This window comes from Proteiniborus sp. DW1, from assembly GCF_900095305.1.
Classification (GTDB): Bacteria; Bacillota; Clostridia; order Tissierellales; family Proteiniboraceae; genus Proteiniborus.
This window is the reverse complement of record NZ_FMDO01000052.1, coordinates 25,334-49,942: the sequence shown is the minus strand read 5'-3', so window position 1 is coordinate 49,942 and position 24,609 is coordinate 25,334. Positions and strand designations below refer to the sequence as shown.

Genomic DNA, 24,609 nt, shown 5'->3' with positions numbered 1-24,609 from the left:
ATCACCTTTAAACCAAATTTAGTGCTCTCTGGAAGTCATCTATTATATCATCGATAGCTTCTATGCCCACGGATACTCTTATCATATCTTCTGATACACCAGATTTTTTCAAATCTTCATAGCTAAGCTGTTTGTGAGTAGTTGTGGCAGGATGCAGTATTGATGTTCTTGCATCTCCTACGTGTACTACTAAGGCAACCAGATTTAGTTTAGTCATAAGTTTTTTAGCTGCATCCTTCCCGCCTTTTAGGCCAAAAGTAAGTATACCACTTGCTCCATTAGGTAAGTACTTTTGAGCCAATTTATGGTCTGAGTGAGTCCTTAACCCAGGATAATTTACCCAAGATACTTTTTCGTGTAAATCTAAATACTCTGCAAGTTTTAATGCATTTTCACTATGCCTTTCCATTCTTAAGTGAAGAGTTTCTAAGCCAATATTTAACATGAAAGCATTAAATGGGCTTAAGGTACAGCCTATATCTCTTAGCAACTGAGATCTTGTTTTAGCAATAAAAGCTTTTTCCTTAAACTCTTCATAGTATTTTATTCCATGATAGCTTTGGTCAGGTTCAGTTAATTCGGGGTACTTTCCATTGTTCCAATTAAAATTGCCTCCATCAACAATGATTCCACCAACATTATTTGCATGGCCATCAATGTACTTTGTTGCAGAGTGAATTATTATATTTGCTCCGTACTTAAAAGGTTGACATAGGTAAGGTGTTGCAAAAGTATTATCTATTATTAATGGTACATCAAGTTTTTTTGCAACACTGGAGAATTTCTCAAAATCAAGTACATTAAGAGCAGGGTTTCCAATAGTTTCTGCATAAATTGCTTTTGTATTTAGCTTGGCGCAGCTTAGTATTTCTTCAATACTAAGTGTTGGCTCTACAAATGTCACCTCTATACCTAATTTTTTTAATGTTGCTGAAAAAAGAGTATGGGTTCCTCCATATAATGTTGATAATGCAAGGATGTGCTCATTTTGGCTACAAATATTAAGTATTGCTAAAGTAATGGCTGCTTGACCAGAAGAAGTTGCAAGAGCCCCAACTCCTCCTTCGAGCTGAGCAATTTTTTCTTCAAAAGCACTGACTGTAGGGTTGCTGATTCTAGAATATATGTGACCTTCTTCTTTTAAGTCAAAGATATGAGCAAGTTTTTCAGGGTCATCATATTTGTAGGTAGTACTTTGATAGATAGGAAGAACTCTAGGTTCTCCAACTTTTGGGGAGTATCCTCCTTGTACACATAGGGTAGACTTTCTCCAATTTCTGTTCATACATTTTCCTCCTTTTCATAATAAAAAGCACTTCTAATGATAAGAAGTGCTTTCAATATAGATATAAGCATATATTGATTAGCCTTCTTATCTCTCAGCTTATAGCTGCAGGAATTAGCACATTTCCAGTATACTGGCTGTTGCTGGGTTTCATTGGGCCAGTCCCTCAACCTCTCTTGATAAGAATGATATAAAAAAATCCTCCCTAACATCTTTAGGGAGGATTATGATCTTAATCCGTATTATCGATGTTAGCAGAACCACCTTATTGGATACCAACAGGTTGGTATAGGGTCAACGAGCTAACTCTCTACCCTAACTCTTGATAATAAATATTTACTTGTGATTAATATATTACTATCATAGATAAAATATGTCAACATTAATTTTTTAAAAATCTACATAGTTTTTTACTAAACAATTAAATTGAAAGCTGTATAACCTTATAATTTAATTATTACAAGACAAGGAATATCGTTTGATACTTTTGGAAAAAAGTCAAAATAGAAGAACAGTAAGCGAAAATACTTAAGTAGAGTACATTCAATTAAATATCATCTAATTCAACTTTATCTTTTACATATACTTTAATTCTCTCAATTCTTTTTTCTTTTACTTTCTCTATCTTGAATACTAAGTTATAGTACTCAATAACATCTTCCTCAACATCTTTTGGAATTCGTCCAAGTAGGTCAATAATTAATCCACCTATGGTTTCATAGTCTTTATTTTCTATATCTAAATCAAAAAAGTCACTAAATTTACTTAATTGAAGCATACCATCTACTAAATAAGTATTATTGTCAATTTTTTTTATTTCTGGTCCATCGTCATCATATTCATCCTCAATATTCCCCATGACTTCTTCAATAAGATCTTCTATAGAGACTATTCCTGAAAATCCACCATATTCATTGATTAATATAGCAATGTGCTTCTTGGAACTCTGAAGTTCTCTAAATAATTCATCGATATTTTTAGTTTCAGGAACGAAGTAAGGTGCATGCAATATACCTCTTATATTGACATTTTCAAAGCCATGCTTCCTAGCTTCTACTAGAAAATCCTTCATATATAAAATACCAATAATATTATCAGTATCCTCTTCATACACAGGAATTCTAGAATATCTTTCTTCTATTAGGTCGTCTAAGTATTCACTTAATGGTGTTTTTATATCAATTAAGTATACTTCGGTTCTTGGAGTCATGACTTCATAGGCTGATTTATTGTCAAACTCAAATATACTATTTATCATTTCCTTTTCAATGGCATTAATTGCACCATGCTCTTGTCCAGCCTCTACTAAGGACCTTATTTCTTCTCTTGATACCTTTTCATCTAAGCCATCTTTTTCAAGTCCTGTTATTTTTATCAATATAGAAGTTGATACAGTTAATAGCTTTACAAATGGTGCAGCTATTTTAGAAGTATAGAATATAGGTTTTACTGCAAACATTGCTATGGCTTCTGATTTTTGTAAAGCTATTCTCTTTGGAAATAACTCTCCAAATACTAGTGTAATATAGGATAAAACAATAGTAACTAATACTAAAGCTATTTCTTTGCTATAAGGAATATTAAACTGTTTTAGGTATTGAGCTAAGTCGTCAGATATTCCAGTAGCTGCAAAAGCACTATTTAGAAATCCAGCTAATGTAATACCTACTTGAATAGTAGATAAAAACTTAGTGGGCTCTTCAGTTAGCTTAATTAAAAGTTTAGCTTTTTTGTTCCCTTCATCTGCCAATAATTTCATCTTATTTTTATTTAATGAGACTATAGCCATCTCAGCAGATGCAAAAAATGCATTGAGTAATGTCAATATGACCATTAATATAAGTTGTGAAGTTATATTCGAGGGTTCAGGTTCTTCCATCATTTTTTAATTTTAAACTCCTTTCATAATCGAAAATACAACTGAATTAATAATAACATAAAAATCAAAAATATTAAAGATACACATAAAATAAATGATTGATTTACATTTTGTCTTACTATTGTAATTATATCACTAACATTTACTCTATTGCTATGAAGTATGATAGATATATGGATTTATAAGGGACTAATTAAAAAGCTTCACTAAATAGCTGCTATCATGTTATAATCATTATTGTCAGTATCTGTTCAAATAAAACTCATTATAGATGTAATTCTTCTCATGTAGCATAAAGATGACATAAAGTTATTTCTAGGAATCCCCATAAAAAAGGTAAGTGAAATAAAATAGAGAATATTAAGTGCTAAAAGCTTTCATGTAGCATATTATACTTTATATCAAAGCAATTATATACATAAGTACAAATGGGGGTAAGGAGAATAGATATGCTAACTACAGAAAGATTAAAGCTAATTCCTTTAACTGCTGATGACCTTAAACTTTGTATAGAAAACAAATCTAAAATGGAAAGAAAACTGGGGTTAAGAGTATCAGGAAAACAACTTACTGAAAAGATGAGAGGAATATATCAAATTAAAGTAGATTATATAAACAGAGATAAAGAAAATCTACTTTATTATACTTACTGGCAAATAGTGCTCAAAGATGAACACTGTATAGTAGGTGAAATAGGATTCAAGGATGTGCCTAATAGTCATGGAGAAATTGAAGTAGGCTATGCCCTAGAAGAAGAGTATAGAGGAAAGGGATATATGACAGAAGCATTAATAGCACTTACAAAATGGGCATTTTCACAACCTAATATTAGTGCTATAATAGCAGTGACACTAAATAACAATATTCCTTCACATAGGGTTCTTATAAGAGCAGGCTTTAAAATACAAGGGCATGACAAAAGGTATATTTATTGGAGGCTAGAAAACTACAATAAATTTTCCAAATGATAAACGGGAGGGTTTTAAATGTCTAAAAATACTTTAGCAACAGAGATACTATCTTGGATAAAAAGTATAGGAATTGCATTTGCTTTGGCCTTACTTATAAACCTATTTATTTTTGAAATGACAGGGGTAGATGGAGAATCTATGCATCCGACTCTGGAACACGGAGATAGGTTATTCGCAGTAAAGATTAACCAAGTATTCAAACAGGTCCCTAAATACGACTCCATAGTAATAGTAGATGCAAATGTTAGGAGAGAGAGGACCCTGTTGGACGAAATTAAAGACAGTGCTATAGTTAGTACTATATTAAGAAGACAAAATAGAGATATACTTATAAAAAGAGTTATTGGAGTTCCAGGTGATGTAATAGAATTTAGAGATAATAGAGTATATAGAAATGGAGAACTTCTAGAAGAAGAATATATTTTAGAAGAGATGATTATGGTTGATAGAACAATAACAGTTCCAGAGGATCATGTATTTGTTATGGGAGACAATAGAAATAATAGCAGAGACAGTAGATCCATAGGACCTATTCCTCTAAAAAATGTAAGGGGAAAGGTAGTTATCAGGTTATTTCCTTTTAATAAAATTAGTTTGCTATAGAGTAAACCTTAAAGTCAAGAGGTGAAGATACAATGAAATATAAGGACTATTATGAAATACTAGGAGTCTCAAAAAACTCTACCAGTAATGATATAAAGAAGGCTTACAAAAAACTAGCCAAAAAATACCATCCGGATTTAAACCCTGGAGATAAATCTGCTGAAGAGAAGTTTAAGGAAATAAATGAAGCCTATGAGGTTTTAGGAGACGAGGAGAAAAGGAAGAAGTATGATACCTTTGGTCAAGGCTATAATTTTCAAAATGGTGCAGACTTTGACCCTTCTCAATTTGGCTTTGGCAATGGTGGATACCAATACTATTCTACAGGGAGCTCTTCTGATTTTAGTGATTTCTTTAATATGTTTTTTGGAGGACATGGAGGTGGAAGCAGGACTGGGGGTTTTGACATAGGAAGTATATTTTCTAATAAGAGAAACAAAAGTACAAAAGGTCAAGATGTTGAATCAGAAATAGAAATAAGCTTATTAGAAGCATATGAGGGTTTAAGTAAGACTATTAGTATAAATATATTAGGTGAAAGCAGAACTATTTCAGTAAAGATACCCGCAGGCATACTTCCAGGAAAGAAAATAAAGATTAGAGAACAAGGCAGTAAGGGCTTAAAGGGTGGTAAAAATGGAGACTTATTACTAAAAGTCAAGATAAGAGATGAAAAGGATTTAAAATTAGATGGCATTGACTTAATAAAGGATTTGCCGCTTGCACCATGGGAAGCAGCTTTAGGTTGTAATGTATTAGTAAAAGGCCTAAAGGATAAAGTTAGGATAAAAGTCCCAGAAGGAATTCAAACAGATGAAAAAATCAAGCTTAAGGGATTAGGCTATAGAGATATGAATGGGAATAAAGGAGATATGTACGTAAGGATTAAAATTGTAAACCCAATCCATCTAACTAACAAAGAAAAAGAACTATACAGACAGTTACAGGAAATTTCCACATTTAACCCGAGAGGATAGAAAAATTCTATCCTCTTTTATGACCTACCAACGATTTTCCGAAAAAAACATTCGGAAAATCGTTGGTAGGTCAAACTGGGCGTGCACCAACCTTAATGTAGGTTTATGATAGGAGTGTCCGATAGGACCAAATTTATGGAGGGCAGTCGAGCAAATAAATTTGTGTGGCGAGACTGCGGTATTTCTTACAATCAAATTATGAAAAAAAGGTAATTTATGATAAAATAATCTGTATAATTTAAAAAATTATTTAAAAAAAATTTAAGTTTGAGAGGGATGCTTTAATGAATGGAGAAAGATATGGAAAGATGTCCATTGCCCAGATGCTAGACAAATCAGTTTATTTACATAAAAGAAACATTGGAACATCGGCCTTGTACTTATTTGTTATGAGTATATTAATTTTGGTTATTGGATTTATTTTAGCTATAATAATTATTTTACCCTTTAGTGTATTAATAGCAAGTGGATTTATGCTAGGAAATAGTACATTTGAAGTAGGATTTGTTATATCAATGTTTATGTTTATATTGATTATGGCAGTGCTTTACTATTTATTAGATGCAATTAGACAGAGTGGTATTATAACAATAGGTTCAAATGGATTTTTAGCTAGAAGAGTAGACGTATCAGATGCCATAATGAGCGCTTTAAAAAATATACACAGAGTATTAAGTGTTGTAATAGCTGGGGCTATTTTATTTCTACCAGTACTTTTTGCATGTGGTGGGCTTGCTGTCTTAATTTTGTCTAGCTATATATATGATAAATGGGTAGTTTATATATTAATTACTTTAATTTCAGTCATATTCCTTGCTTCATTTATATACTTTATGACTATCCATGCATTTTCTATTCAAATAGCCATAATTGAAAAAACATATTTTTTTAATGCTCTCAAAAAGAGCAGGGAACTAGTAAAGGGTAGATTTTGGAAAACATTAGGCTGTGCCATGTCATCCTATATTTCTGTATCAGCTATTAGTTTTTCCATATACTCTATTTTTTTATTAATTGGAGGAATTATATATGCAATTATAAGAGCTTCAAATCTTGATTCTGAACTTCTAGCCATGCTTTTAATGCTAGGGAATTTAGCGAGAACTCCACTCCAGTTATTAGTCTCGCTTTTTGTATCACCAATAGGTGGAATTTTCATGACTATTTTGTATTATAACATGCGCTTTGAAAAAGAAGGCTATGATATGGAACTTAATATTTTAAGGCTAAAGAATTCATAGTGTATTAGAGAGGAATAAGAATATGAAATTTATCTACTACATAAATGCTAACCTTCTGGAAAAAGAGGAATTTGATAGGGTAGTTGGACAAGTGCTTAAAAAAGCTGAATATAGACGTTTACAGAAGGACTATATAGATATAATTGAAAAGGTAAGAAACACCATAATGGAGTGGCTAGAAGTTATACTTGAAAAGCTCTTTAGCATGGAAGCTAAACTAGGTACATCTGCATTTGGAATATCTAACGGAATAGTTATTATTTGCTTAATACTTCTTGTAATTTTAGTCATTGTATTTTTCTTATCTATGAAAAAAGTTATAGGGAAGAGCAAAACAGTTAGAACAATTTATGGAGAGAAAATCAGCTCTTCAACTAAATCTGAGGACCTTAGAAATAAGGCAATAGAATATAGAGAACATGGGGATTACAGAGAGGCTATTAGAGTCGGGTTTATTTCACTATTATTAAAAATGAATGAAAAGAACTTATTATATCTAGATCCAACAAAAACTAATGAAGAAATGGCTAATATACTTAGAAATAAGAACTTTATATATGTGGATATTTTTCAAAGTCTTATCTATTTATTTAATGAAGCTTGGTTTGGACATAAAAAAATCCATGAAGAGGAATTCTACCTATGGGAAGAAAAGCTGGATGAGCTGTGGAATGGGGTGTTAAACATTGAAGCCAAAGAATAAAGAAAATCTAATTATATTACTAATATTTTTTCCAGTGCTTCTATGGTTGACCTTAACCTTTACAGATGATAATGAAAAATCTTTCAAGCCTTATACAGTTTTAAATAAGGGAGAGAAGGGAGTTAGTGTAATATATGAAACCCTTAAAGAGTTAGGATATACAGCTAATTTCATACTAACAGAAGTTGAATCACAGGATATAAACTCAGCACAAATAGTCATAGAACCTAAAATACCTTATAAGCTTGACTTGGGCAATGAAAATATAAAAAATTGGATTAAGAATGGTGGAGTTCTTATATATTTAACACCCAATTGGGACGAAATCCTGTTTACTTATGGAACAGAAATAGATAATTATACATTAAATGAAGGCAAATATGCCAAAGCTTATTCTTATGATAAGGGCTTATTAGTAATCGGAGATCCAGAGATTATAAACAATAAAACATTAATCACTAATACTGAAGGAGCATATTGGCTTATCACTCAGATTAATAATTTAGGTATAAGAAATATTAGCTTTAATGAATTTTACCACTATTTCGAAGGACACAAGCCTTCATTGTGGAGAGATATACCAGTAGGTATTAAGCTTACTATATATCAGGTTATTATAGTCATAGCTATTGTGATTTATTATTATGGAAAGCGGTTTGGAAAAGTGATTCCTCTATACGAAGAAGTAGAGAGAGTAGAGAATGAATATATATATTCTGCAGCTTCTTTATTTAAGAGAGGAGAGCTTAGAGAAGATGTGATTTTAAATTTATATGATGATTTTTTATATTCATTTGAAGATAGCTTGAGATCTAAAAATAATCATAGATCTGAAAGCTGGATAAGTGTTTGGGAGAAAGAAAAGCTACCAGATATGAATAGAGCAAGGAAGCTGTATGATTTTATTGGAACTATGAATGACAATAAAAAAATAAGCTCAAAGGAAATGCTTGAAATAGTTGGGATAATTGAGCACCTTAAAAAAATTATTGACAAGGGGAGAGAAGTTCATTGGAGAGAACAGAAAAGGGATATACAAAGTATATAGTAGATAAGATAAAAAAAGAAATAGACAAGGTAATAGTTGAGCAAGAGGAAATGCTTAAATACTGTATGGTTGGACTCTTATGCGGTGGACATGTACTTTTAGAAGGAGTGCCAGGTCTTGCAAAGACTCTTATGGTTAGGACACTGGCTAAGACTATGAATGTAGACTTTAAGAGAATTCAGTTTACACCTGATTTAATGCCTTCTGATGTTACAGGAACTAAGATATTCAATATGCAGACTAGAGAATTTGAATTAAAGAAGGGACCTATTTTCACTAACTTTCTATTAGCAGATGAGATCAACCGTACCCCACCAAAGACACAGGCTGGATTATTAGAAGCTATGGAGGAGCAAGCGGTGACTATCGATGGACAAAATATCCATCTACCATCACCATATATGGTATTTGCCACACAAAACCCATTAGAATATGAGGGAACATATCCTTTACCAGAAGCATTATTAGATAGATTTTTAATGAAAGTTCTCATAGACTATCCATCTGCTCAAGCAGAAAAGGAAGTACTAGAAAAGTATCATAAAGGATTTAATTCCATAGACATAGATAGTACAGGTGTAGAGCCAGTTTGCAGCGGGGGAGACATACTTAGCTGCAGAGAAGAAATCAAAAATGTTCAAGTAGACAGTAGTATATTTGATTATATAATACAAATTGTTAGAGAAACTAGAAACTTTTCTTCCATAGAAGTAGGAAGCAGCCCAAGAGGCTCTATAGCACTATTACAATCTGCAAAAGCCTATGCAGTAATAAATGGAAGAGATTATGTAATCCCGGAAGACATAAAGGCAATAGCCTACCCAGTACTCAGACACCGGATTTCCCTAAGACCAGAGCTCACTATAGAAGGAATTAAAGAAGATAAGGTTATAGAGAGTATTCTGACTCAAATAAAGGTGCCAAGATAAACTCAACGATAGGTAGGCATACCAATAAGTTTATTAGAATCAGGATTTTTAAAAAATACTAAAGGAACATTTGCAGAACGTGACTATAATTTTTAGCGAATGTAGATGAAAAATACGTTAAGCAATCATATCAAGGTAAGGTCAGCATACGCTGACATAAGGAGTTACTACGAAATCAAAGATTTCTGTAACTCCATTAACCGTAGCGAGCAAATAAATTTGCTTAGCCCGACTGCTAACCGTGAGTGTGTATTTTATTTAAGTCCAGTATGTCAGACACATAAAAAAGGAAGGTGAACAAAATGACCATCACAAAACGCTTCATATTACTAGTAGGGCTTGGAGTTATATTGACCTTTACATCATATTTCTTTGGCTTAGCACTAACTACATTTGTTATATATAATATAATCTGCTTTTCCCTATTAGTTGTAGACTACATAATTTCACCTTCACATGATGCATTAGAAATAGAGAGACTAGACGGTGAAAAGCTATCACTATTCGAAAGTGAAAAAATAAAAATAAGTGTATACAACAAAAGTCATAAAAGAGTATATGTTGAAATAAAAGATGAAGTGCCTGACTTCCACTTTCATATTCAGAAGGCTTCTACAGGTAAATACATAGCTCCTCATGAAAAAGAAATATTTGAATATGAAGTTGTACCGAAAAAAAGAGGGGCATTTAAATTTGGTAAAGTTCATATAAGATATGACGGAAATCTTAGTCTATGTAGAAAACAGTTTGTTTCAGATGTAGAAAAAGAGTTTAAAGTATACCCAAATCTCAAGGATCTAAGAAAATATAAGCTAGCAGCTTACAATAGTTTAATATACAAAGATGGTAGAAAGAGACTGAAAATATTAGGGCAAGGTACGGAGTTTGAAAGTCTTAGAGAATATGTTTCTGGAGACGAATATAGGAAAATCAATTGGAATGCTACAGCTAGAGAGAATAAGCCTATAGTTAACCAATACGAGCCTGAGAAGAACCAGCATGTATATGCGATGATAGATACAGGAAGACCTATGAGCTATTCAATAAAAGGTAAAAGCAAACTCGATATGGCCATAAATACAAGCTTACTTCTATGTGATATAGTAAATCAAAATGGTGACCAATCAGGACTAATGGCATTTAATACAGATATAGAGGCTTTTATACCTCCAGGCAAGGGTAGTGGACATAGAAATAGAATAATGGATGCCCTATACCATGTAGAGCACAGTAAATCTACATCAAACTATGAAGAAGCCTTTTACTTCTTTAAAGGTAAAGAGAGGCGTAGAAGCCTAATATGCTTGTTTACAGACTTTGATACTATAGAGGAAGCAGAGGATATGCTCAGAGTGCTTCCAATAATGACAAGAAACAATATTGTCTTAATAATACTCATAAAGGATGAAAAGCTTGAGGAGAAAGCATCTATGAATGTGAAAAAAGAGGAAGATGCTTATATAAAATCCATTGCTATTGAAATGCTTAAGGATAGAAGGAAACTGATAAATCTTCTTAACACAAAGGGCATAATGTGTATAGAATGTAAACCTGAAAAAATCGTTTCTGATGTTATAAATAAATACATACACATAAAAAATCGGATGCACTTTTAAACATCCGATTTAAAGTATGGTATTGCAAAATATATTGCTATCATTATTAGTGTAAGACCTGCAAATATTAACTTATATATAGGTGGAATATTGATAGGAGTAAAGAAGCCTTCAATAATTCCTGCAATAATTAGAAACACAATTACACCTAGGATCAAACTTGTAGCTTCTTTAGCACCTTTTATAATAGAATGCTTTCTAGAATATTCCCTTGGAATTAAAATAGAACGAGCTAATATAAACCCAGCGCCACCAGCTATAAAAATTGCTGTTAACTCTAATATTCCATGAGGTAATATTAATGACCAATATCCTAGCGGATTTCCATTTTGGTATACTAAGCCTGTAAGAGCCCCTAATAATGCACCATTAAGGAAGAGAATATAAATAGTTCCTATTCCTAAGGTAATACCTAGGACAAAAGCCTTAAAGGCTACAGAAATATTATTTGTCATTATGTAGCTTGACATAACTGGGTAATCCCATCCTCCTGAAGTATCCATATCCCAGTTAATATTTTGTATCATATCTTCAGGCATGAAATATGTAGCGTTTTGAGGATTAACAGCTACTAATAGCCAACTAAGGATAAAGCCAAATAAGAACACTGCTGTGGCAGCTATTATATAGCTCTTGTACTTCATGATATCATTAGGCAGACCAGATTTAAAAAAACTAATTACTTCAGAGAAATCATATTTTTTAACTGAATATATATGATTATGAGAAATAGCTATTAAAGAATTAATATATGGTATTACTTCGCTGCCTGGATAGTGAGTTCTTGCATAAGCCAACTGATGGCTGGACATACGAAAAAGGTATAAGTAGCGTTTGAGCTGTTTAGAATCCAGGTGTTTAATACCTTTTTTATCTATCAATTCAGTAAGAGATTTTAATTCTGACCATAATGGAGAGTTTTTTTCAATAAATTGTTCCAGTTTCAATACTTTTCACCTCAAATACATTGTATCAGATTAAAGCCAATACAGAAAGGAGAGAAATGATGAAAACAATCAAAATCACCACACCAGAAAATATAGAAGTAGAATATACCCTTGCTGCATTAGGCTCACGTACAGCAGCTACTGGTATTGATACTTTATTGCAGCTAGTTTTAATAGGAATAGTAGTTCTTATAGTAGCATTTATGGGACTGACGCCAGCAGAAATTTATGAAGAATATAAAAGCTGGGCAATAGCAATATCATTAATTTTAATTTTTATAATTAATTATGGCTATTTCATAATATTCGAGATGACTATGAACGGAGGGACACCTGGTAAAAGGATTTTTGGTCTTAGAACTATAAGAAATAACGGTCAGCCCATAGCATTTAAGCATTCAGTTATAAGAAACCTGCTAAGAATACTAGATGTTTATGGGTTAGGTGTTATACTAATATTTTTCACAAAGCTAAATAAAAGACTAGGGGATTATTTAGCATCTACAATAGTAGTGATAGAGGAAAAGAGAGAAGAAATATATAATATAAGATTAGAAAATGAAAGAACTAATTATAAGTATTCCTTAACTCAAGAAGAGACTCAGCTATTAAGAGAATATTTCACGAGAAAAGATTCCTTAGGGGAAAAAGCAAGTGAAATAGAAAGGGAATTAGGAGAGTATTTTATAGAGAAGTATAAAATTGAAGTGATAGGTAATAGTTACAATAGTCTATTGGTTGAGTTATTTAATGGAATAAAGTAAGAAGTACAATAGAAATACTAAGCGAACATTTTACTTTATAAGGGGGAGAGAGGAATGAATAGAGAGCCTATTATAACAATAAAGGATTTGAGAATGAACTATGGAGATGGTGAAGATATACTAAAAGGGATAAATCTAGAGGTTTATCCAGGACAGATAATCGGATACATAGGTCCTAATGGAGCAGGCAAAAGTACTACAGTTAAGATACTTTTAGGAATAATAAATAGGTACAGAGGCGAAGTAAAGATATTTGGAGAAAATATATTAGAGAATAGAATAGATTATAAAAGAAGAATTGGCTATGTTCCAGAAACGGCAGAAGTATATGAAAGTTTAACTGCCCATGAATATTTGACTTTCTTAGGGGATATATATGGGATGGATAGTGAAAAAACTGAAGCCAAAGCTTTAAAACTCATGAAACTATTTGGAATTGAGGAACACTATCATTCTAGAATATCCTCATATTCCAAAGGAATGAAGCAAAAGCTATTAATAATTTCAAGTATGATTCATAATCCAGATATATTATTCCTAGATGAGCCTTTAGGTGGACTTGATGCAAATAGTGTTATGATATTTAAAGAGATATTGGCACTATTAGCTAAGCAAGGAAAAACAATATTCTATTCATCACATATTATGGAGATTGTAGAAAAGATAAGTGATAGGATCCTTCTCATAAATAACGGGCAAATAGTTGCAGATGGCACTTTTGAGGAATTAAAAGAAAAAAGCATGGAAGGTTCACTTGAACAGATATTTAACCAGCTTACAGGATTTACTAGACATAAGGAAATTGCGGATGAGTTTGTATCTCTTCTAGAGGAGGTATAAAATGAAAAATTTCATGTCATTAAAAGTTTTAGATAAATTTCGCTTTTTATTTGAAAGAGTAGGAGTAAATTATGAAGTTATGCGTTCAATACTTCAAATTAAGCTAAGCATTGATGAAAGAAGAGTACCAGTAGCCATAGGTGCATCCAATAATGGAAAAAATGAAAATAATCTATTTAAAAATTACTTATTTTCTTATGGAATAATGGGACTATTCTTTATGTTTTTCATAATTATACCTATTCCAATCTATGCAAGTATGAGTATAAGCTTTGGAATATTGATATTTATGATGCTAACAACCATGATAGCAGATTTTTCATCAGTCTTATTAGATATTAAGAGTAAAAATATACTTTTTTCGAGACCTATAGATGAAAAAACCTATAATATGTCAAAAATAGTTCATATTTTTATATATATGTTCACACTTACAATAGCAATGGCAGGTCCTTCATTAATTGCAGGTTCTATAAAATACGGAGTAGTATTTTTTTTAGTGTACACTATTGAATTAATATTTATTGCTGGATTAGTAGTTTTTCTAGCTTCGTTATTGTATAGCCTTATTCTAAAATATTTTGACGGAGAAAAATTAAAGGATATTATCAATTATTTTCAAATAGCTTTATCCATAGTTATGATAGTAGGATATCAGCTCGTAGGACGTATGTTTAATTTCATTGATATAAGAGTTACTGCAAATCCTAAGTGGTGGAATTTTCTGTTGCCACCTGCATGGTTTGCAGCGCCATTTGAAGTTTTTATAAATGGTAATTATGGTAGTTGGTATTTGTATTTGAGCCTATTTGCTCTTCTAATACCTATACTGTTTTTATTCATCCATACAAAGATTGTAATGCCTAACTTTGAAAATAATCTTTTAAAGCTAAATAGTAGTGGAGAAAAGGGAAGAACTTTAGCAGAAAGGAAGAAAAAACTTAATAAAATAGTAGCAGATTTACTATGCTATAACAAAACAGAAAGAACTTTTTTCAGATTTTCACAAAACTTACTAGCTAATGAAAGAAAGCTAAAACTTAAGATATACCCAACATTAGCATTTGCTGCTATTTTTCCTTTTTTAACACTGCTTAATTACGTGAGAAGTGGAGTCACATTAACTGAGATGTTTACCTCATTAACAGAAGGCAAAGCATATCTAGGTATATATTTAAGCATACTTATGTTAAGCTCTACAGTTATGCTAATAGAGTTAAGTGAAAATTACAAGAGTGCATGGATATATAAGACTTTACCTATAGAATCTCCTGAACATATTTATAAAGGAGCTATTAAGGCCTATATATATAAATATTGTTTAGGTATTTTGACATTTGTAAGTTTTATATTTCTAATTCTATACAAGTTTAGTATAATACTTGATGTAGTACTTATGTTTATTAATATGATGTTTATAGTGGCTATAGTATTTAAAAATGGGAGTAAAAGACCACCCTTTAGCCAAGATGCAGATAAAGTTCAAAAACAGAGTACAGGCTCCTTCCTATTAACGTTGCTGATTATTGGATTGACTGCTGGACTCCATTGGATTACGAGGCTTAATAGTTTCATATTCTATGGATATATTGCAATAGCTTTAATAGTAACTTTAATTATGTGGAAGAAGGTTTTTAAAGTTAATTGGGAAGCCTTTAATTAACTTTAACTTAACTTTAATTTGAGGTGATTTAATGAGTAAAATAGCTGGAAAAGGCTGTGAGACAGTAATACCGTCTTCAGATAAGAAAACTTTAGAAGAAATTGAGAGAAGTATAATAAAAAAATATAGAAAGCCAATATGGTCTAAATTTATTAAGGCAATAAAGGACTATAATCTAATAAACGAAGGAGATAGAGTAGCAGTTGCTATATCGGGAGGAAAGGATAGTCTCTTAATGGCGAAGCTGTTTCAAGAGCTTCATAGACATGGAAATGTTTCCTTTGAAGTAGAATATATAGCCATGGATCCGGGCTATCATCCTGATATAAAAGAGTTATTAATTGAAAATTGTGAGTACTTGAACATACCTATTAAAATTTTTGAATCAGGCATATTTGAAATAGCTGATAAGATGGCTCAGGACTACCCTTGTTATATGTGTGCAAGAATGAGAAGAGGAGCTCTTTATAACAAGACTAAGGAGCTAGGCTGCAATAAATTAGCCTTAGGCCATCATTTTAATGATGTAATAGAGACTACATTGCTGAATGTTTTATATGCAGGTAATTTTAAGACTATGCTTCCAAAGCTTAAAGCTGCTAACTTCGAAGGAATAGAACTTATAAGGCCCCTATACTATATAGAGGAAGTAAACATTAGACGCTTTATAGAATATAGTGGAATTTGGCCTTTAAACTGTGCATGTATGGTAGCAGCTGAGAGAATAGGAAATAAACGATATGAGATAAAGGATTTAATAGAAGAGCTTAAAAAGAATTTTGTCAATGTAGATAAATCAATATTTAAAGCAGCAGAAAATGTAAACCTAGACTCAATACTAGGTTGGCAAAAGGATGGAGAAAAACACTCATACTTAGATTTTTATGAGTAAAGGGGGACAGATTATGGACAAAAATGCATTGTTTGTAATTGAGGAAAGGATAAAAAGAACTATTGAGAATTTAGAAAAAAACAACATGAATGGCTATTTTGTTCAGACAGAAGAAGAGGCTCTTAAAAAAGTTCAAGAGTTAATATCAGAAGGGGATACAGTATCAGTTGGAGGTTCAATGACTCTCTTTGAAACAGGAGTTATAGACCTACTCAGAAATGGAAAGTACAACTTTCTTGATAGATACGAAGAAGGACTAAATCCTGAGGGAATAAAAGAGATATTTAGAAAAAGCTTTTTTGCAGATGTGTATTTTACAGGAACTAATGCTATTACTGAAAATGGTGAGCTCTATAATGTAGATGGCAATGGCAACAGGGTTGCAGCTATGCTATATGGTCCAGACAAGGTAATAGTATTAGCAGGTAGAAATAAAATAGTGAAGGATATAGACCAAGCAATCCTAAGAGTTAAAGAAACAGCAGCGCCAGCAAATAATGTAAGACTTAACAGAGACAATCCTTGTGCTAAAACAGGTCAGTGTATGGATTGTAAGCAAGAAGGTAGAATATGTAATGAATACACAGTAATCAAAAGACAAAATAACAAGAATAGAATTCATGTCATTATTATAAATAAAGAATTAGGATACTAGTGAAAGCATAGAAAAGTCTGCAATTTGCCTTTTGCAATTTGCAGACTTTGAATTATTATTTAATTAAAAGCTTGGTTTTTCAACTTTATTTCCAGCTACGTATCTTTCTACAATATTTCTATCATCACCTAAATAGATGAATCTTTGTATACGTTCTTCAAGAGTCAAATCATCACCAAAGAAATTAGAATCATCTATTACTAGAGCGTCAAATTCGTATCCCTCTTCAAAACTACCTACTTTACCAAAGAACTTACCGCCACCTTTAGTACCTAGATAGAATACCTCTGGAGTTGAAAGAGGGGCAAGCTCTTTATTAGTTTCTAGCCATTTAATCTTAGAAACTTGAGCGGCTACAGCCATTACACTTGGAATACCAATCTTATGTCCACCGCTTATATCTGAGCCTAATCCAACATTTACACCCTTATCCAAGAAATATCTAACTGGCATTATACCACTTGAAAGATTTAAGTTAGAATGTGGACAATGTGCGACATAGACTTCATTATCTTTCATCAATCCAACTTCATCTTCAGTATTATATATACAGTGAGCCATTACAGTAGGCTTTTGTCCAAAGAGGCTATAGCAATCATATACGCTTGCATAGTTTTTATGCTCTGGATGTAGCTCTTTAACCCATTCAACTTCCCCTGTATTCTCAGAAAGATGAGATTGTATAGGTACATTAAACTCCTTAGCCATTTTACCTAGCTCCTCAAGGACTTCTACAGTACAAGTAGGAACGAATCTAGGAGTAATGATAGGTTTAACAAGTTCGGATTTACCTACATGTGCTTCTAAGTATTCTCTTGTAGCTTTTAGAGATTCTTGTGTATCTTCCCTTATAAAGTCAGGGCAGTTTCTATCCATGTTTACTTTACCTACATAAGCACCTAGCCCTGCTTTCACTAGCAAATCAAATAGTAGGGCAGTAGACTCCTTATGAACACTGGCAAATATAACTGAACGAGTTGTTCCATTTTTCCAAAGCTCTTCTACAACCCTAGAGTAAACTTTTCTTGCATAATCTGTATCCTTATACTTTGCTTCCTCTGGGAAAGTATACTCTTCAAGCCAAGGAAGTAGTTCTTTATCAAGACCTAGTCCAGCATTAGGAAATTGTGGGGCATGCAAATGTAAATCAACAAATCCAGGGATTATGATTTTATTTCCAAAATCTTTTACTGGAATATCCTTGTATTCTTCAGGTAATTCTGAAGCTACCTTTTTAACTTTATTATCTTCCACTATTATGAAACCGTTTTCTAATATATTAAACTTTTCAGGCGATTCTGTAAACATAATATGGCCTTTATATATTTTAATATTGTCTTTAATTAGTTTTTGGCTCATAAAATCAACTCCTTACAAAAAAATTTATGTTCACGTTTTCATGTTAATTATACCCTTTTTAACACAAATGATGCAAGGAAGGAGGTTTCGGATGAAAGCCTTGAAACAACTGAGCTACAGCCGTTTTGCATTAAATGTAAGTTTTTCACCATAGTGTACAAAAAAATATAGTGAAATATGCACAAAGGCCATTGTTGCGGATTAATAGCCATTTAATGAGGCCTATTATTTTGTATATACAATTATCCTTTGAAGGAATATAGCAAAAGTTGTAGAAATTATACTAAGTATATATGAAATATTATCTATTCATTATTATTATAGTATCATGAACTTTATTTAGGAATTGATGATTAAAATATGAGAGCCATAAACAGGAGCAGTATTGGGCAAAAAGGGGAGAAGATAATGGGTGAGATAACCATAAAGAATGTCACTACTAGAAAGCAGGAAAAAGACTTCATTATGCTTCCTTGGAAAATATATAAGGGAGATGAATGCTGGGTACCACAATTAATATCTGACTATAAAAAAGCAATTACTATAAGAAAAAGATTGATAGAGCAAGGCTTTTTGTACTATTTGTCATACCTGAATTTAGGAGAAAAGGAGTACCATCAGCAATATATATGAAACTTTTTGATGCAGCTAAAAAGAAGGGCTATAAATATGGAGAAGGCTCTACAGTTTGGGAATACAATAAAATAATGCAGAGGGATATAGAAAAGTTTGGAGGAAGAATATATAAAACCTATAGGATTTACAAAAAAGACTTATAAACATTAAAAGAATATCAGAGAAGAGTCTTCCTGCATTTTATAAATAAGTATAGAATTAAAAGTAGTTCTAGCGAATAATATAATTTCAGAGGTATTAGGCATACAGCTTGTGCTTGCTAAATAATCCGAGACATTTTAATAAAATAATAGTAAAATATAATTATAAATTAAAAGGAGGTATTATGAATGAGATTAAAGGATAGGGTAGCTATAGTAACAGGAGGGGCAAGAGGATTAGGTCAGGCTATGGCAGAGCTATTTGCTAAAGAAGGTGCAAAAGTTATAGCAGTAGATATGGGAGAGCTTACATATTCTAATCCAAATGTTGAAGGATATATTTTAAATGTTACAGATACCGAAAAATGTAAAGAGTTTTTTGATTATGTTGTTGAGAAGTATGGGAAGATTGATGTGCTAGTAAATAATGCAGGAATTACTAGAGACGCATTGACTAGAAAGATGACTGATGAACAGTGGGATTTAGTAGTAGATGTTAATTTAAAGGGGGTATTTAATTTAACTAGACATGTAGGACCACATATGCAAGCAAATGGTGGTGGCTCTATAATAAACATTTCTTCAGTTGTAGGCGAGTATGGGAACATAGGGCAGGCTAACTATGCTGCTACAAAAGCTGGAATTATCGGACTTACTAAAACCTGGGCAAAAGAATTCGCTATGAAGGGTGGCAATGTAAGAGTTAATGCAATTGCACCAGGATATACAATGACTGATATACTAAAGACAGTTCCACAAGATTTATTAGATAAATTTGCAGGGCAGACAATGCTTGGAAGATTAGCACAACCAGAAGAAATTGCATATCCAGCATTATTCCTTGCTTCTGATGAAGCTTCATATATAACAGGTCATGTGTTAAGCGTAAATGGTGGAATGAGATTATAATAATAAATCTTAATTTTGAAATGTTACTATAGTCTTTACTTCAAATCATCTCTATTTGACAGTAACAAAAAGGCCATTTAATGTATAGTCACACACTAATATGTGAGAGACATATGTTTTTTTGTAAACCTTGTATAGGAGTCATTAACATAGAACAGAATCTATAATATCAGGGTTTATATTAAAAACAATCAAATTCTAAATAAGTCATGAAAAAGCCTGTACAAAAAATGTTTGCACAGGCTTTTCGAATAAAATTCATATTATTTCATTTATTTTCCTAAAACCTCTTTTAGCTTTTCAATAAATACTCTGTTTTCCTCCATAGTACCTATACTAACTCTTATCCATTGACCAAATTGAGGTCTTATAATAACTCCTCTTTTTTGAAGCTCAACGAAGACTTCGCTTCCATCTTTTTGAACATTTACAAATATATGATTTGTTTCAGACGGAGCATATTCTAGGTTTAACTTATCAAATTCTTTATATAGATACTCTTTACCTTCAACATTTGCTTCATATGCTTTTCTTAGAAAATCTTCGTCTTCTAAAGCTGCAATAGCCGCAACTTGTGCTAAAGTGTTTACATTGAAAGGTCCTCTTACTTTATTGATGTTCGTGATTATTTCTTCACTTGCCATAGTATATCCTACTCTCAATGCAGCAAGCCCATAAATCTTGGAAAACGTTCTCAAAATAATTAAGTTAGCATATTTTTTTAGCAGAGGAAGACTGTCTTTAGTGTAATCATCTCTAGTTACAAATTCTCTGTAAGCCTCATCATAAACAACAACTATATTTTCAGGAACCTTATCTAAGAAGTCAATTAATTCTTTTTCGGTAAACATTGTTCCAGTAGGATTATTTGGGTTACATAACCAAATAAGCTTTGTTTTTTCTGTTATAGCATTAAGTATTCCATTAAGGTCATAAGTCCAATTAACTAAAGGTACTATAACAGGCTTTGCTCCCATCATCATTGTAGTAGCTATGTATCTAGGGAAAGTAATATCAGCCATTATTGCTTCATCGCCTTTGTTGAAGAAGGTTTTAGCTAATAGGTCCATCATTTCATCTAGACCACTACTTAAGATTATATTATTGACACTAATGTTTAGTTTTTTTGAAAGAGCTTCTTTCAATAATGTGCAGTTGCCATCTGGATATAAACCTAGGTTATTCAAAGAATTTTTAATTGCCTCGATTGCTTTTGGAGAGCAACCAAACGGGTTTTCATTTGATGCAAGCTTAATTACATCTTGTAGCCCATATTCTCTTTTTACGTCGTCTATAGGTCTACCTGGCTTATAAGGACTTAAATTAGCTAACTCTTCTCTAAATTGGATTGACAAATACAACGCCCCCTTTAATAAATAAAGTAATTTGTTTTATTTAAATATAATTATAACATAACTATGAAAAAGTTTTTCTAGATATTTCATTTTATTAACAAGATGAAATAGACAAACAATCATAAGAGACCTATAAAGCTAATTATTGTTCTTGACATATATTTGCTTTAAATTGATTTATCAAAATTAGCCTTTGTTCTATGTCATTTCTAAACTTTTTTAGTTGATTTAATGAAGCTTGTATACAAAAATACATTCTTGTTCCTGTAGAAAGCCGTTTAAGTATTTACAATTATCAATTAAAAAATTAAATCAATGATTTTTCTCTTTTCTTCTTGCTTAAAAATAAAAAAATTTTAGAATAAAAATGAAGAAAATGGGGATATTTTCTATATGAAAGTAATAAAAGTTAATGATATTAAAAAAATAAAAAAGAAGGTATTTAAAAATATGTGTAGAATTATAAATATTAACAATTGTCTGAAAAAGTCAAAATTATAATCATGCAAGGGGGAAGTTAGATGAAGGAATATCAAACTGACAAAATAAGAAACGTAGCTTTTTTAGGTCATGGAGGTTGTGGTAAAACTACATTAACAGAAGCCATATTATTTGCAGCAGGAGTTACTAAGAGAAAGGGTAGAGTAGAAGATGGAAATACTACTTCCGACTATGACAAAGAGGAGATTGCAAGACAATTTTCTATAGGAACTTCTATAATCCCTGTGGAATGGAAGGATTCGAAATACAATATTTTAGATACTCCAGGATATTTTGATTTTGTAGGAGAAGTGAACAGTGCTTTAAGAGTGTCATCAGGTGCAGTACTAGTTGCAGATGCATCATCAGGAATTGAAGTAGGCTTTGAGAAGGCTTGGAGTTACACAGAGAAAGCTAATAAGCCAAAAATTATTTTTCTAAATAAGATGGATAAGGAAAATATTAACTATGATAAGCTTATTAATGAGCTTAGAGACAAGTTTGGAAATAAAATAGTACCTTTTGCAGTTCCAATAGGCGAATCAGATTCCTTTAAGGGATTTGTTAATATAGTTGATTTAGTTGGTAGGGTATACAATGGAAAAGACTGTGTAGACGCACCGGTTCCAGATGGTATGGAAAGCACTATAGAACCACTTAGAGAGATGCTTATGGAGTCAGTAGCAGAAGCAGATGAAGTATTAATGGAAAAATACTTTGAAGGTGAAGCTTTTACAGCCGAAGAGATTCATGCTGGGCTTAGGAAGGGAGTTATAAGTTGCGACTTAGTGCCAGTTATTATAGGTTCTGCTCAAAATAATATTGGAATTCATACTCTACTTGACGTGATAAGTGCTTACTTACCTTCACCAAGTGATATTGGTGTTTATGAAGGAGTTAAACCAGGCACAACAGACAAGATTCAAAGAAAAATAGACAAGAGCGAAGCGTTTTCAGCATTTGTATTTAAGACTATAGTGGACCCATTTGTGGGCAAGATTTCATTGTTTAACGTATGTTCAGGAAAACTAGTAAAAGATATGGATATATTAAATGTGAATAAAGACGAAACAGAAAGGATAGGTAGCCTATTCTTATTAAGAGGTAAAAATCAAATAGAAGTTAATCAACTAGTTGCGGGAGATATAGGAGCTACAGCTAAGCTTCAATTTGCAGAGACTGGTGATACACTTTGTGATAAAAATGCTCCTATAGAGTATGAAAAAATTAAATATCCAGAGCCATGTTTATTCTTAGCAGTAGAGCCTAAAGCTAAAGGTGATGAGGAAAAGATAGGTTCTTCGCTTCAAAGAATGACAGAAGAAGATCCTACATTTATAGTTCAAAGAAATACAGAGACAAAGCAACTGCTAATAGGTGGTCAAGGAAACATGCAGCTTGCAGTTATTACTAACAAGTTGAAGAATATATTTGGTGTTGATGTAGAATTGAAGGAGCCAAAAGTTGCGTATAGGGAGACTATAAAAGGTACGTCAAGTGTTCAAGGAAAGCATAAGAAACAGTCTGGTGGTGCAGGACAGTATGGTGATGTTCATATAAGATTTGAGCCTTCACAATTAGACTTTGAATTTGGTGAAGAGATATTTGGAGGAGCAGTGCCTAAACAATATATTCCAGCAGTTGAAAAAGGGCTAAGAGAGTCTATTGAAAAAGGTGTTCTTGCGGGATATCCTGTAGTTAATATGAAAGCAGTACTATTTGATGGTTCATATCATCCTGTTGATTCAAATGAAATGGCATTTAAAATTGCTGCTTCACTTGCATTTAAGAAAGGAATGGAGCAGGCAAAGCCAGTGTTATTAGAACCAATTGTTAAGGTCGAAATACTTGTTCCTGAGGAGTATATGGGAGATATAATGGGAGATATGAACAAGAGAAGAGGTAGAATATTAGGTATGGAGCAGCAGGAAGATGGAAATCAGCTTGTAACTGCTGAAGCTCCACAAACTGAAATGTTCAAATATGCTATAGACCTAAGGTCAATGACTCAGGCAAGAGGAAGTTTTAGAATGGAATTTGCTAGATACGAGGAAGTACCTCCACATATAAGTGAAAAAATAATAGCTGAAGCAAAGGCAGAAAAAGAATAAAGCTAGAATTAGTACAGGAGCGCTACATGTAGCGCTCCTGTACTAATTCTGGTGAATAATCAAAATAAATATTGAAAAAAATTAAAAATAGGATAAAATATTATTAAGGACAAAGAAAGTCAAAGTCAGAGAAGGAGTGAAGCAATGTCAAAATTAAGTAACCTAATAGAAGATTTTATTAAGAAACTGTTAGAAGACGCTAATAATGGAGTTGTTGAGATACAAAGGAATGAATTGGCACAGTATTTTGATTGTGCCCCGTCTCAAATAAACTATGTATTAACTACGAGGTTTTCATCAGATAAAGGCTATTTTATTGAGAGTAGAAGAGGTGGTGGAGGGTATATAAAGATTGTAAAAGTAAATATTAATAGGGATAAATATATACAAGATCTCATACTAAACATAATAGGAGACTCTATAACTAAGTCCAAAGCATATGGAATAATTGAGAGTTTTCTTGAGGAAGATATTATTACTGAAAGAGAATACAATATTATGAAGGTCGTTCTTTCCGATAGAACTTTAAATAGTGTAAACTGTGACAAAAATGTTATTAGAGCGGATATACTAAAAAATATGCTGCTTGTATTATTAAAATAAGAT

Annotated in this window: 23 protein-coding genes and 1 riboswitch; of the genes, 18 read left to right on the top strand and 5 right to left on the bottom strand. The window is 32.1% G+C overall.

The features are described from left to right. Positions 1–7 precede the first annotated feature (7 nt). Both DW1_RS12925 and DW1_RS12920 read right to left on the bottom strand, forming a co-directional pair. Positions 8–1,285 (bottom strand): O-acetylhomoserine aminocarboxypropyltransferase/cysteine synthase family protein, encoded by a 1,278-nt coding sequence (locus DW1_RS12925; protein ID WP_074351101.1) that lies wholly within the window; start codon positions 1,283–1,285, stop codon positions 8–10. Positions 1,286–1,369: 84 nt separating this feature from the next. Next, a riboswitch (SAM riboswitch) is annotated at positions 1,370–1,471 on the bottom strand. Between the two features lie 361 nt (positions 1,472–1,832). Continuing rightward, positions 1,833–3,167, bottom strand: coding sequence for a hemolysin family protein (locus DW1_RS12920; RefSeq protein ID WP_074351099.1), 1,335 nt, complete (start codon positions 3,165–3,167; stop codon positions 1,833–1,835). A 446-nt stretch (positions 3,168–3,613) separates the two neighbouring features. Here DW1_RS12920 and DW1_RS12915 point away from each other — a divergent pair, with 446 nt between their 5' ends. The 8 genes from DW1_RS12915 (at position 3,614) to DW1_RS12880 (ending at position 11,252) form a co-directional block, all read left to right on the top strand. Continuing rightward, on the top strand, positions 3,614–4,132 hold the full coding sequence (locus DW1_RS12915; protein ID WP_074351097.1) for a GNAT family N-acetyltransferase: 519 nt from the start codon (positions 3,614–3,616) through the stop codon (positions 4,130–4,132). 18 nt (positions 4,133–4,150) lie between these two features. Then, positions 4,151–4,738: a signal peptidase I gene (lepB, locus tag DW1_RS12910; protein WP_074351096.1), complete on the top strand. Its 588-nt coding sequence runs from the start codon at positions 4,151–4,153 to the stop codon at positions 4,736–4,738. A gap of 32 nt (positions 4,739–4,770) precedes the next feature. Then, on the top strand, positions 4,771–5,715 hold the full coding sequence (locus DW1_RS12905) for a DnaJ C-terminal domain-containing protein (RefSeq protein WP_074351094.1): 945 nt from the start codon (positions 4,771–4,773) through the stop codon (positions 5,713–5,715). Positions 5,716–5,999: 284 nt separating this feature from the next. Next, positions 6,000–6,956, top strand: coding sequence for a hypothetical protein (locus DW1_RS12900; protein WP_074351092.1), 957 nt, complete (start codon positions 6,000–6,002; stop codon positions 6,954–6,956). Between the two features lie 22 nt (positions 6,957–6,978). Then, positions 6,979–7,659 carry a hypothetical protein gene (locus DW1_RS12895; protein WP_074351090.1) on the top strand — a complete coding sequence of 227 codons (681 nt, stop codon included), beginning with the start codon at positions 6,979–6,981 and terminating at the stop codon, positions 7,657–7,659. Further along, positions 7,643–8,707 (top strand): hypothetical protein, encoded by a 1,065-nt coding sequence (locus DW1_RS12890; protein WP_074351088.1) that lies wholly within the window; start codon positions 7,643–7,645, stop codon positions 8,705–8,707. Before DW1_RS12895 ends, DW1_RS12890 begins: the two co-directional genes overlap by 17 nt. After that, positions 8,671–9,636 carry an AAA family ATPase gene (locus tag DW1_RS12885; protein ID WP_074351086.1) on the top strand — a complete coding sequence of 322 codons (966 nt, stop codon included), beginning with the start codon at positions 8,671–8,673 and terminating at the stop codon, positions 9,634–9,636. The genes DW1_RS12890 and DW1_RS12885 overlap by 37 nt, the downstream gene beginning before the upstream one ends. Before the next feature lie 302 nt (positions 9,637–9,938). Beyond that, on the top strand, positions 9,939–11,252 hold the full coding sequence (locus tag DW1_RS12880; RefSeq protein WP_074351085.1) for a DUF58 domain-containing protein: 1,314 nt from the start codon (positions 9,939–9,941) through the stop codon (positions 11,250–11,252). Here the strand turns inward: DW1_RS12880 and DW1_RS12875 are convergent. After that, entirely contained in the window at positions 11,249–12,199 is a 951-nt protein-coding gene (locus DW1_RS12875; RefSeq protein WP_074351083.1) for a stage II sporulation protein M, read from the bottom strand. The two genes, DW1_RS12880 and DW1_RS12875, sit on opposite strands and share 4 nt — an antisense overlap. 59 nt (positions 12,200–12,258) lie before the next feature. On the opposite strand from DW1_RS12875, the gene DW1_RS12870 reads away from it, so the two are divergent. The 5 genes from DW1_RS12870 to DW1_RS12850 are packed head-to-tail and all read left to right on the top strand — an operon-like array spanning position 12,259 to position 17,013. After that, positions 12,259–12,963, top strand: coding sequence for an RDD family protein (locus tag DW1_RS12870; protein ID WP_074351081.1), 705 nt, complete (start codon positions 12,259–12,261; stop codon positions 12,961–12,963). 54 nt (positions 12,964–13,017) lie between these two features. Then, complete coding sequence (locus DW1_RS12865) at positions 13,018–13,803, top strand: ABC transporter ATP-binding protein (protein WP_074351079.1); 786 nt, start codon at positions 13,018–13,020, stop codon at positions 13,801–13,803. A gap of 1 nt (position 13,804) precedes the next feature. After that, entirely contained in the window at positions 13,805–15,466 is a 1,662-nt protein-coding gene (locus DW1_RS12860; protein ID WP_074351077.1) for a hypothetical protein, read from the top strand. 31 nt (positions 15,467–15,497) lie between these two features. Beyond that, positions 15,498–16,358 (top strand): tRNA 2-thiocytidine biosynthesis TtcA family protein, encoded by an 861-nt coding sequence (locus DW1_RS12855; protein WP_074351076.1) that lies wholly within the window; start codon positions 15,498–15,500, stop codon positions 16,356–16,358. 13 nt (positions 16,359–16,371) lie between these two features. Then, positions 16,372–17,013 carry a lactate utilization protein gene (locus tag DW1_RS12850; protein ID WP_074351074.1) on the top strand — a complete coding sequence of 214 codons (642 nt, stop codon included), beginning with the start codon at positions 16,372–16,374 and terminating at the stop codon, positions 17,011–17,013. A gap of 63 nt (positions 17,014–17,076) precedes the next feature. Here DW1_RS12850 and guaD read toward each other — a convergent pair whose 3' ends face one another. Next, entirely contained in the window at positions 17,077–18,372 is a 1,296-nt protein-coding gene (gene guaD, locus DW1_RS12845) for a guanine deaminase (RefSeq protein WP_074351073.1), read from the bottom strand. A gap of 360 nt (positions 18,373–18,732) precedes the next feature. Here guaD and DW1_RS12840 point away from each other — a divergent pair, with 360 nt between their 5' ends. From DW1_RS12840 to DW1_RS12835, 3 genes are all read left to right on the top strand, one after another. Further along, complete coding sequence (locus DW1_RS12840) at positions 18,733–19,005, top strand: hypothetical protein (protein ID WP_143474424.1); 273 nt, start codon at positions 18,733–18,735, stop codon at positions 19,003–19,005. Continuing rightward, positions 18,927–19,151 (top strand): N-acetyltransferase, encoded by a 225-nt coding sequence (locus DW1_RS15595; protein WP_347499800.1) that lies wholly within the window; start codon positions 18,927–18,929, stop codon positions 19,149–19,151. Before DW1_RS12840 ends, DW1_RS15595 begins: the two co-directional genes overlap by 79 nt. A 186-nt stretch (positions 19,152–19,337) precedes the next feature. Beyond that, a complete protein-coding gene (locus tag DW1_RS12835; RefSeq protein ID WP_074351069.1) occupies positions 19,338–20,057 on the top strand; it encodes a beta-ketoacyl-ACP reductase in 720 nt (239 codons plus the stop codon). Positions 20,058–20,329: 272 nt separating this feature from the next. Here DW1_RS12835 and hisC read toward each other — a convergent pair whose 3' ends face one another. Continuing rightward, a complete protein-coding gene (gene hisC / locus DW1_RS12830; protein ID WP_074351067.1) occupies positions 20,330–21,412 on the bottom strand; it encodes a histidinol-phosphate transaminase in 1,083 nt (360 codons plus the stop codon). A 521-nt stretch (positions 21,413–21,933) separates the two neighbouring features. Between hisC and fusA the strand changes: the two genes are divergently transcribed. Continuing rightward, positions 21,934–24,003, top strand: coding sequence for an elongation factor G (gene fusA / locus DW1_RS12825; RefSeq protein WP_074351065.1), 2,070 nt, complete (start codon positions 21,934–21,936; stop codon positions 24,001–24,003). A gap of 144 nt (positions 24,004–24,147) precedes the next feature. Continuing rightward, on the top strand, positions 24,148–24,606 hold the full coding sequence (locus DW1_RS12820) for a CtsR family transcriptional regulator (RefSeq protein ID WP_074351063.1): 459 nt from the start codon (positions 24,148–24,150) through the stop codon (positions 24,604–24,606). Positions 24,607–24,609 lie beyond the last annotated feature (3 nt).

Bases quoted from the DNA above. Each gene is read 5' to 3' on its own strand.
- DW1_RS12925 (WP_074351101.1), bottom strand. From the start codon at position 1,285: ATGAACAGAAATTGGAGAAAGTCTACCCTATGTGTACAAGGAGGATAC.
- DW1_RS12920 (WP_074351099.1), bottom strand. From the start codon at position 3,167: ATGATGGAAGAACCTGAACCCTCGAATATAACTTCACAACTTATATTA.
- DW1_RS12915 (WP_074351097.1), top strand. From the start codon at position 3,614: ATGCTAACTACAGAAAGATTAAAGCTAATTCCTTTAACTGCTGATGAC.
- lepB (WP_074351096.1), top strand. From the start codon at position 4,151: ATGTCTAAAAATACTTTAGCAACAGAGATACTATCTTGGATAAAAAGT.
- DW1_RS12905 (WP_074351094.1), top strand. From the start codon at position 4,771: ATGAAATATAAGGACTATTATGAAATACTAGGAGTCTCAAAAAACTCT.
- DW1_RS12900 (WP_074351092.1), top strand. From the start codon at position 6,000: ATGAATGGAGAAAGATATGGAAAGATGTCCATTGCCCAGATGCTAGAC.
- DW1_RS12895 (WP_074351090.1), top strand. From the start codon at position 6,979: ATGAAATTTATCTACTACATAAATGCTAACCTTCTGGAAAAAGAGGAA.
- DW1_RS12880 (WP_074351085.1), top strand. From the start codon at position 9,939: ATGACCATCACAAAACGCTTCATATTACTAGTAGGGCTTGGAGTTATA.
- DW1_RS12870 (WP_074351081.1), top strand. From the start codon at position 12,259: ATGAAAACAATCAAAATCACCACACCAGAAAATATAGAAGTAGAATAT.
- DW1_RS12865 (WP_074351079.1), top strand. From the start codon at position 13,018: ATGAATAGAGAGCCTATTATAACAATAAAGGATTTGAGAATGAACTAT.
- DW1_RS12860 (WP_074351077.1), top strand. From the start codon at position 13,805: ATGAAAAATTTCATGTCATTAAAAGTTTTAGATAAATTTCGCTTTTTA.
- DW1_RS12855 (WP_074351076.1), top strand. From the start codon at position 15,498: ATGAGTAAAATAGCTGGAAAAGGCTGTGAGACAGTAATACCGTCTTCA.
- DW1_RS12850 (WP_074351074.1), top strand. From the start codon at position 16,372: ATGGACAAAAATGCATTGTTTGTAATTGAGGAAAGGATAAAAAGAACT.
- guaD (WP_074351073.1), bottom strand. From the start codon at position 18,372: ATGAGCCAAAAACTAATTAAAGACAATATTAAAATATATAAAGGCCAT.
- DW1_RS12840 (WP_143474424.1), top strand. From the start codon at position 18,733: ATGAGAGCCATAAACAGGAGCAGTATTGGGCAAAAAGGGGAGAAGATA.
- DW1_RS12835 (WP_074351069.1), top strand. From the start codon at position 19,338: ATGAGATTAAAGGATAGGGTAGCTATAGTAACAGGAGGGGCAAGAGGA.
- fusA (WP_074351065.1), top strand. From the start codon at position 21,934: ATGAAGGAATATCAAACTGACAAAATAAGAAACGTAGCTTTTTTAGGT.
- DW1_RS12820 (WP_074351063.1), top strand. From the start codon at position 24,148: ATGTCAAAATTAAGTAACCTAATAGAAGATTTTATTAAGAAACTGTTA.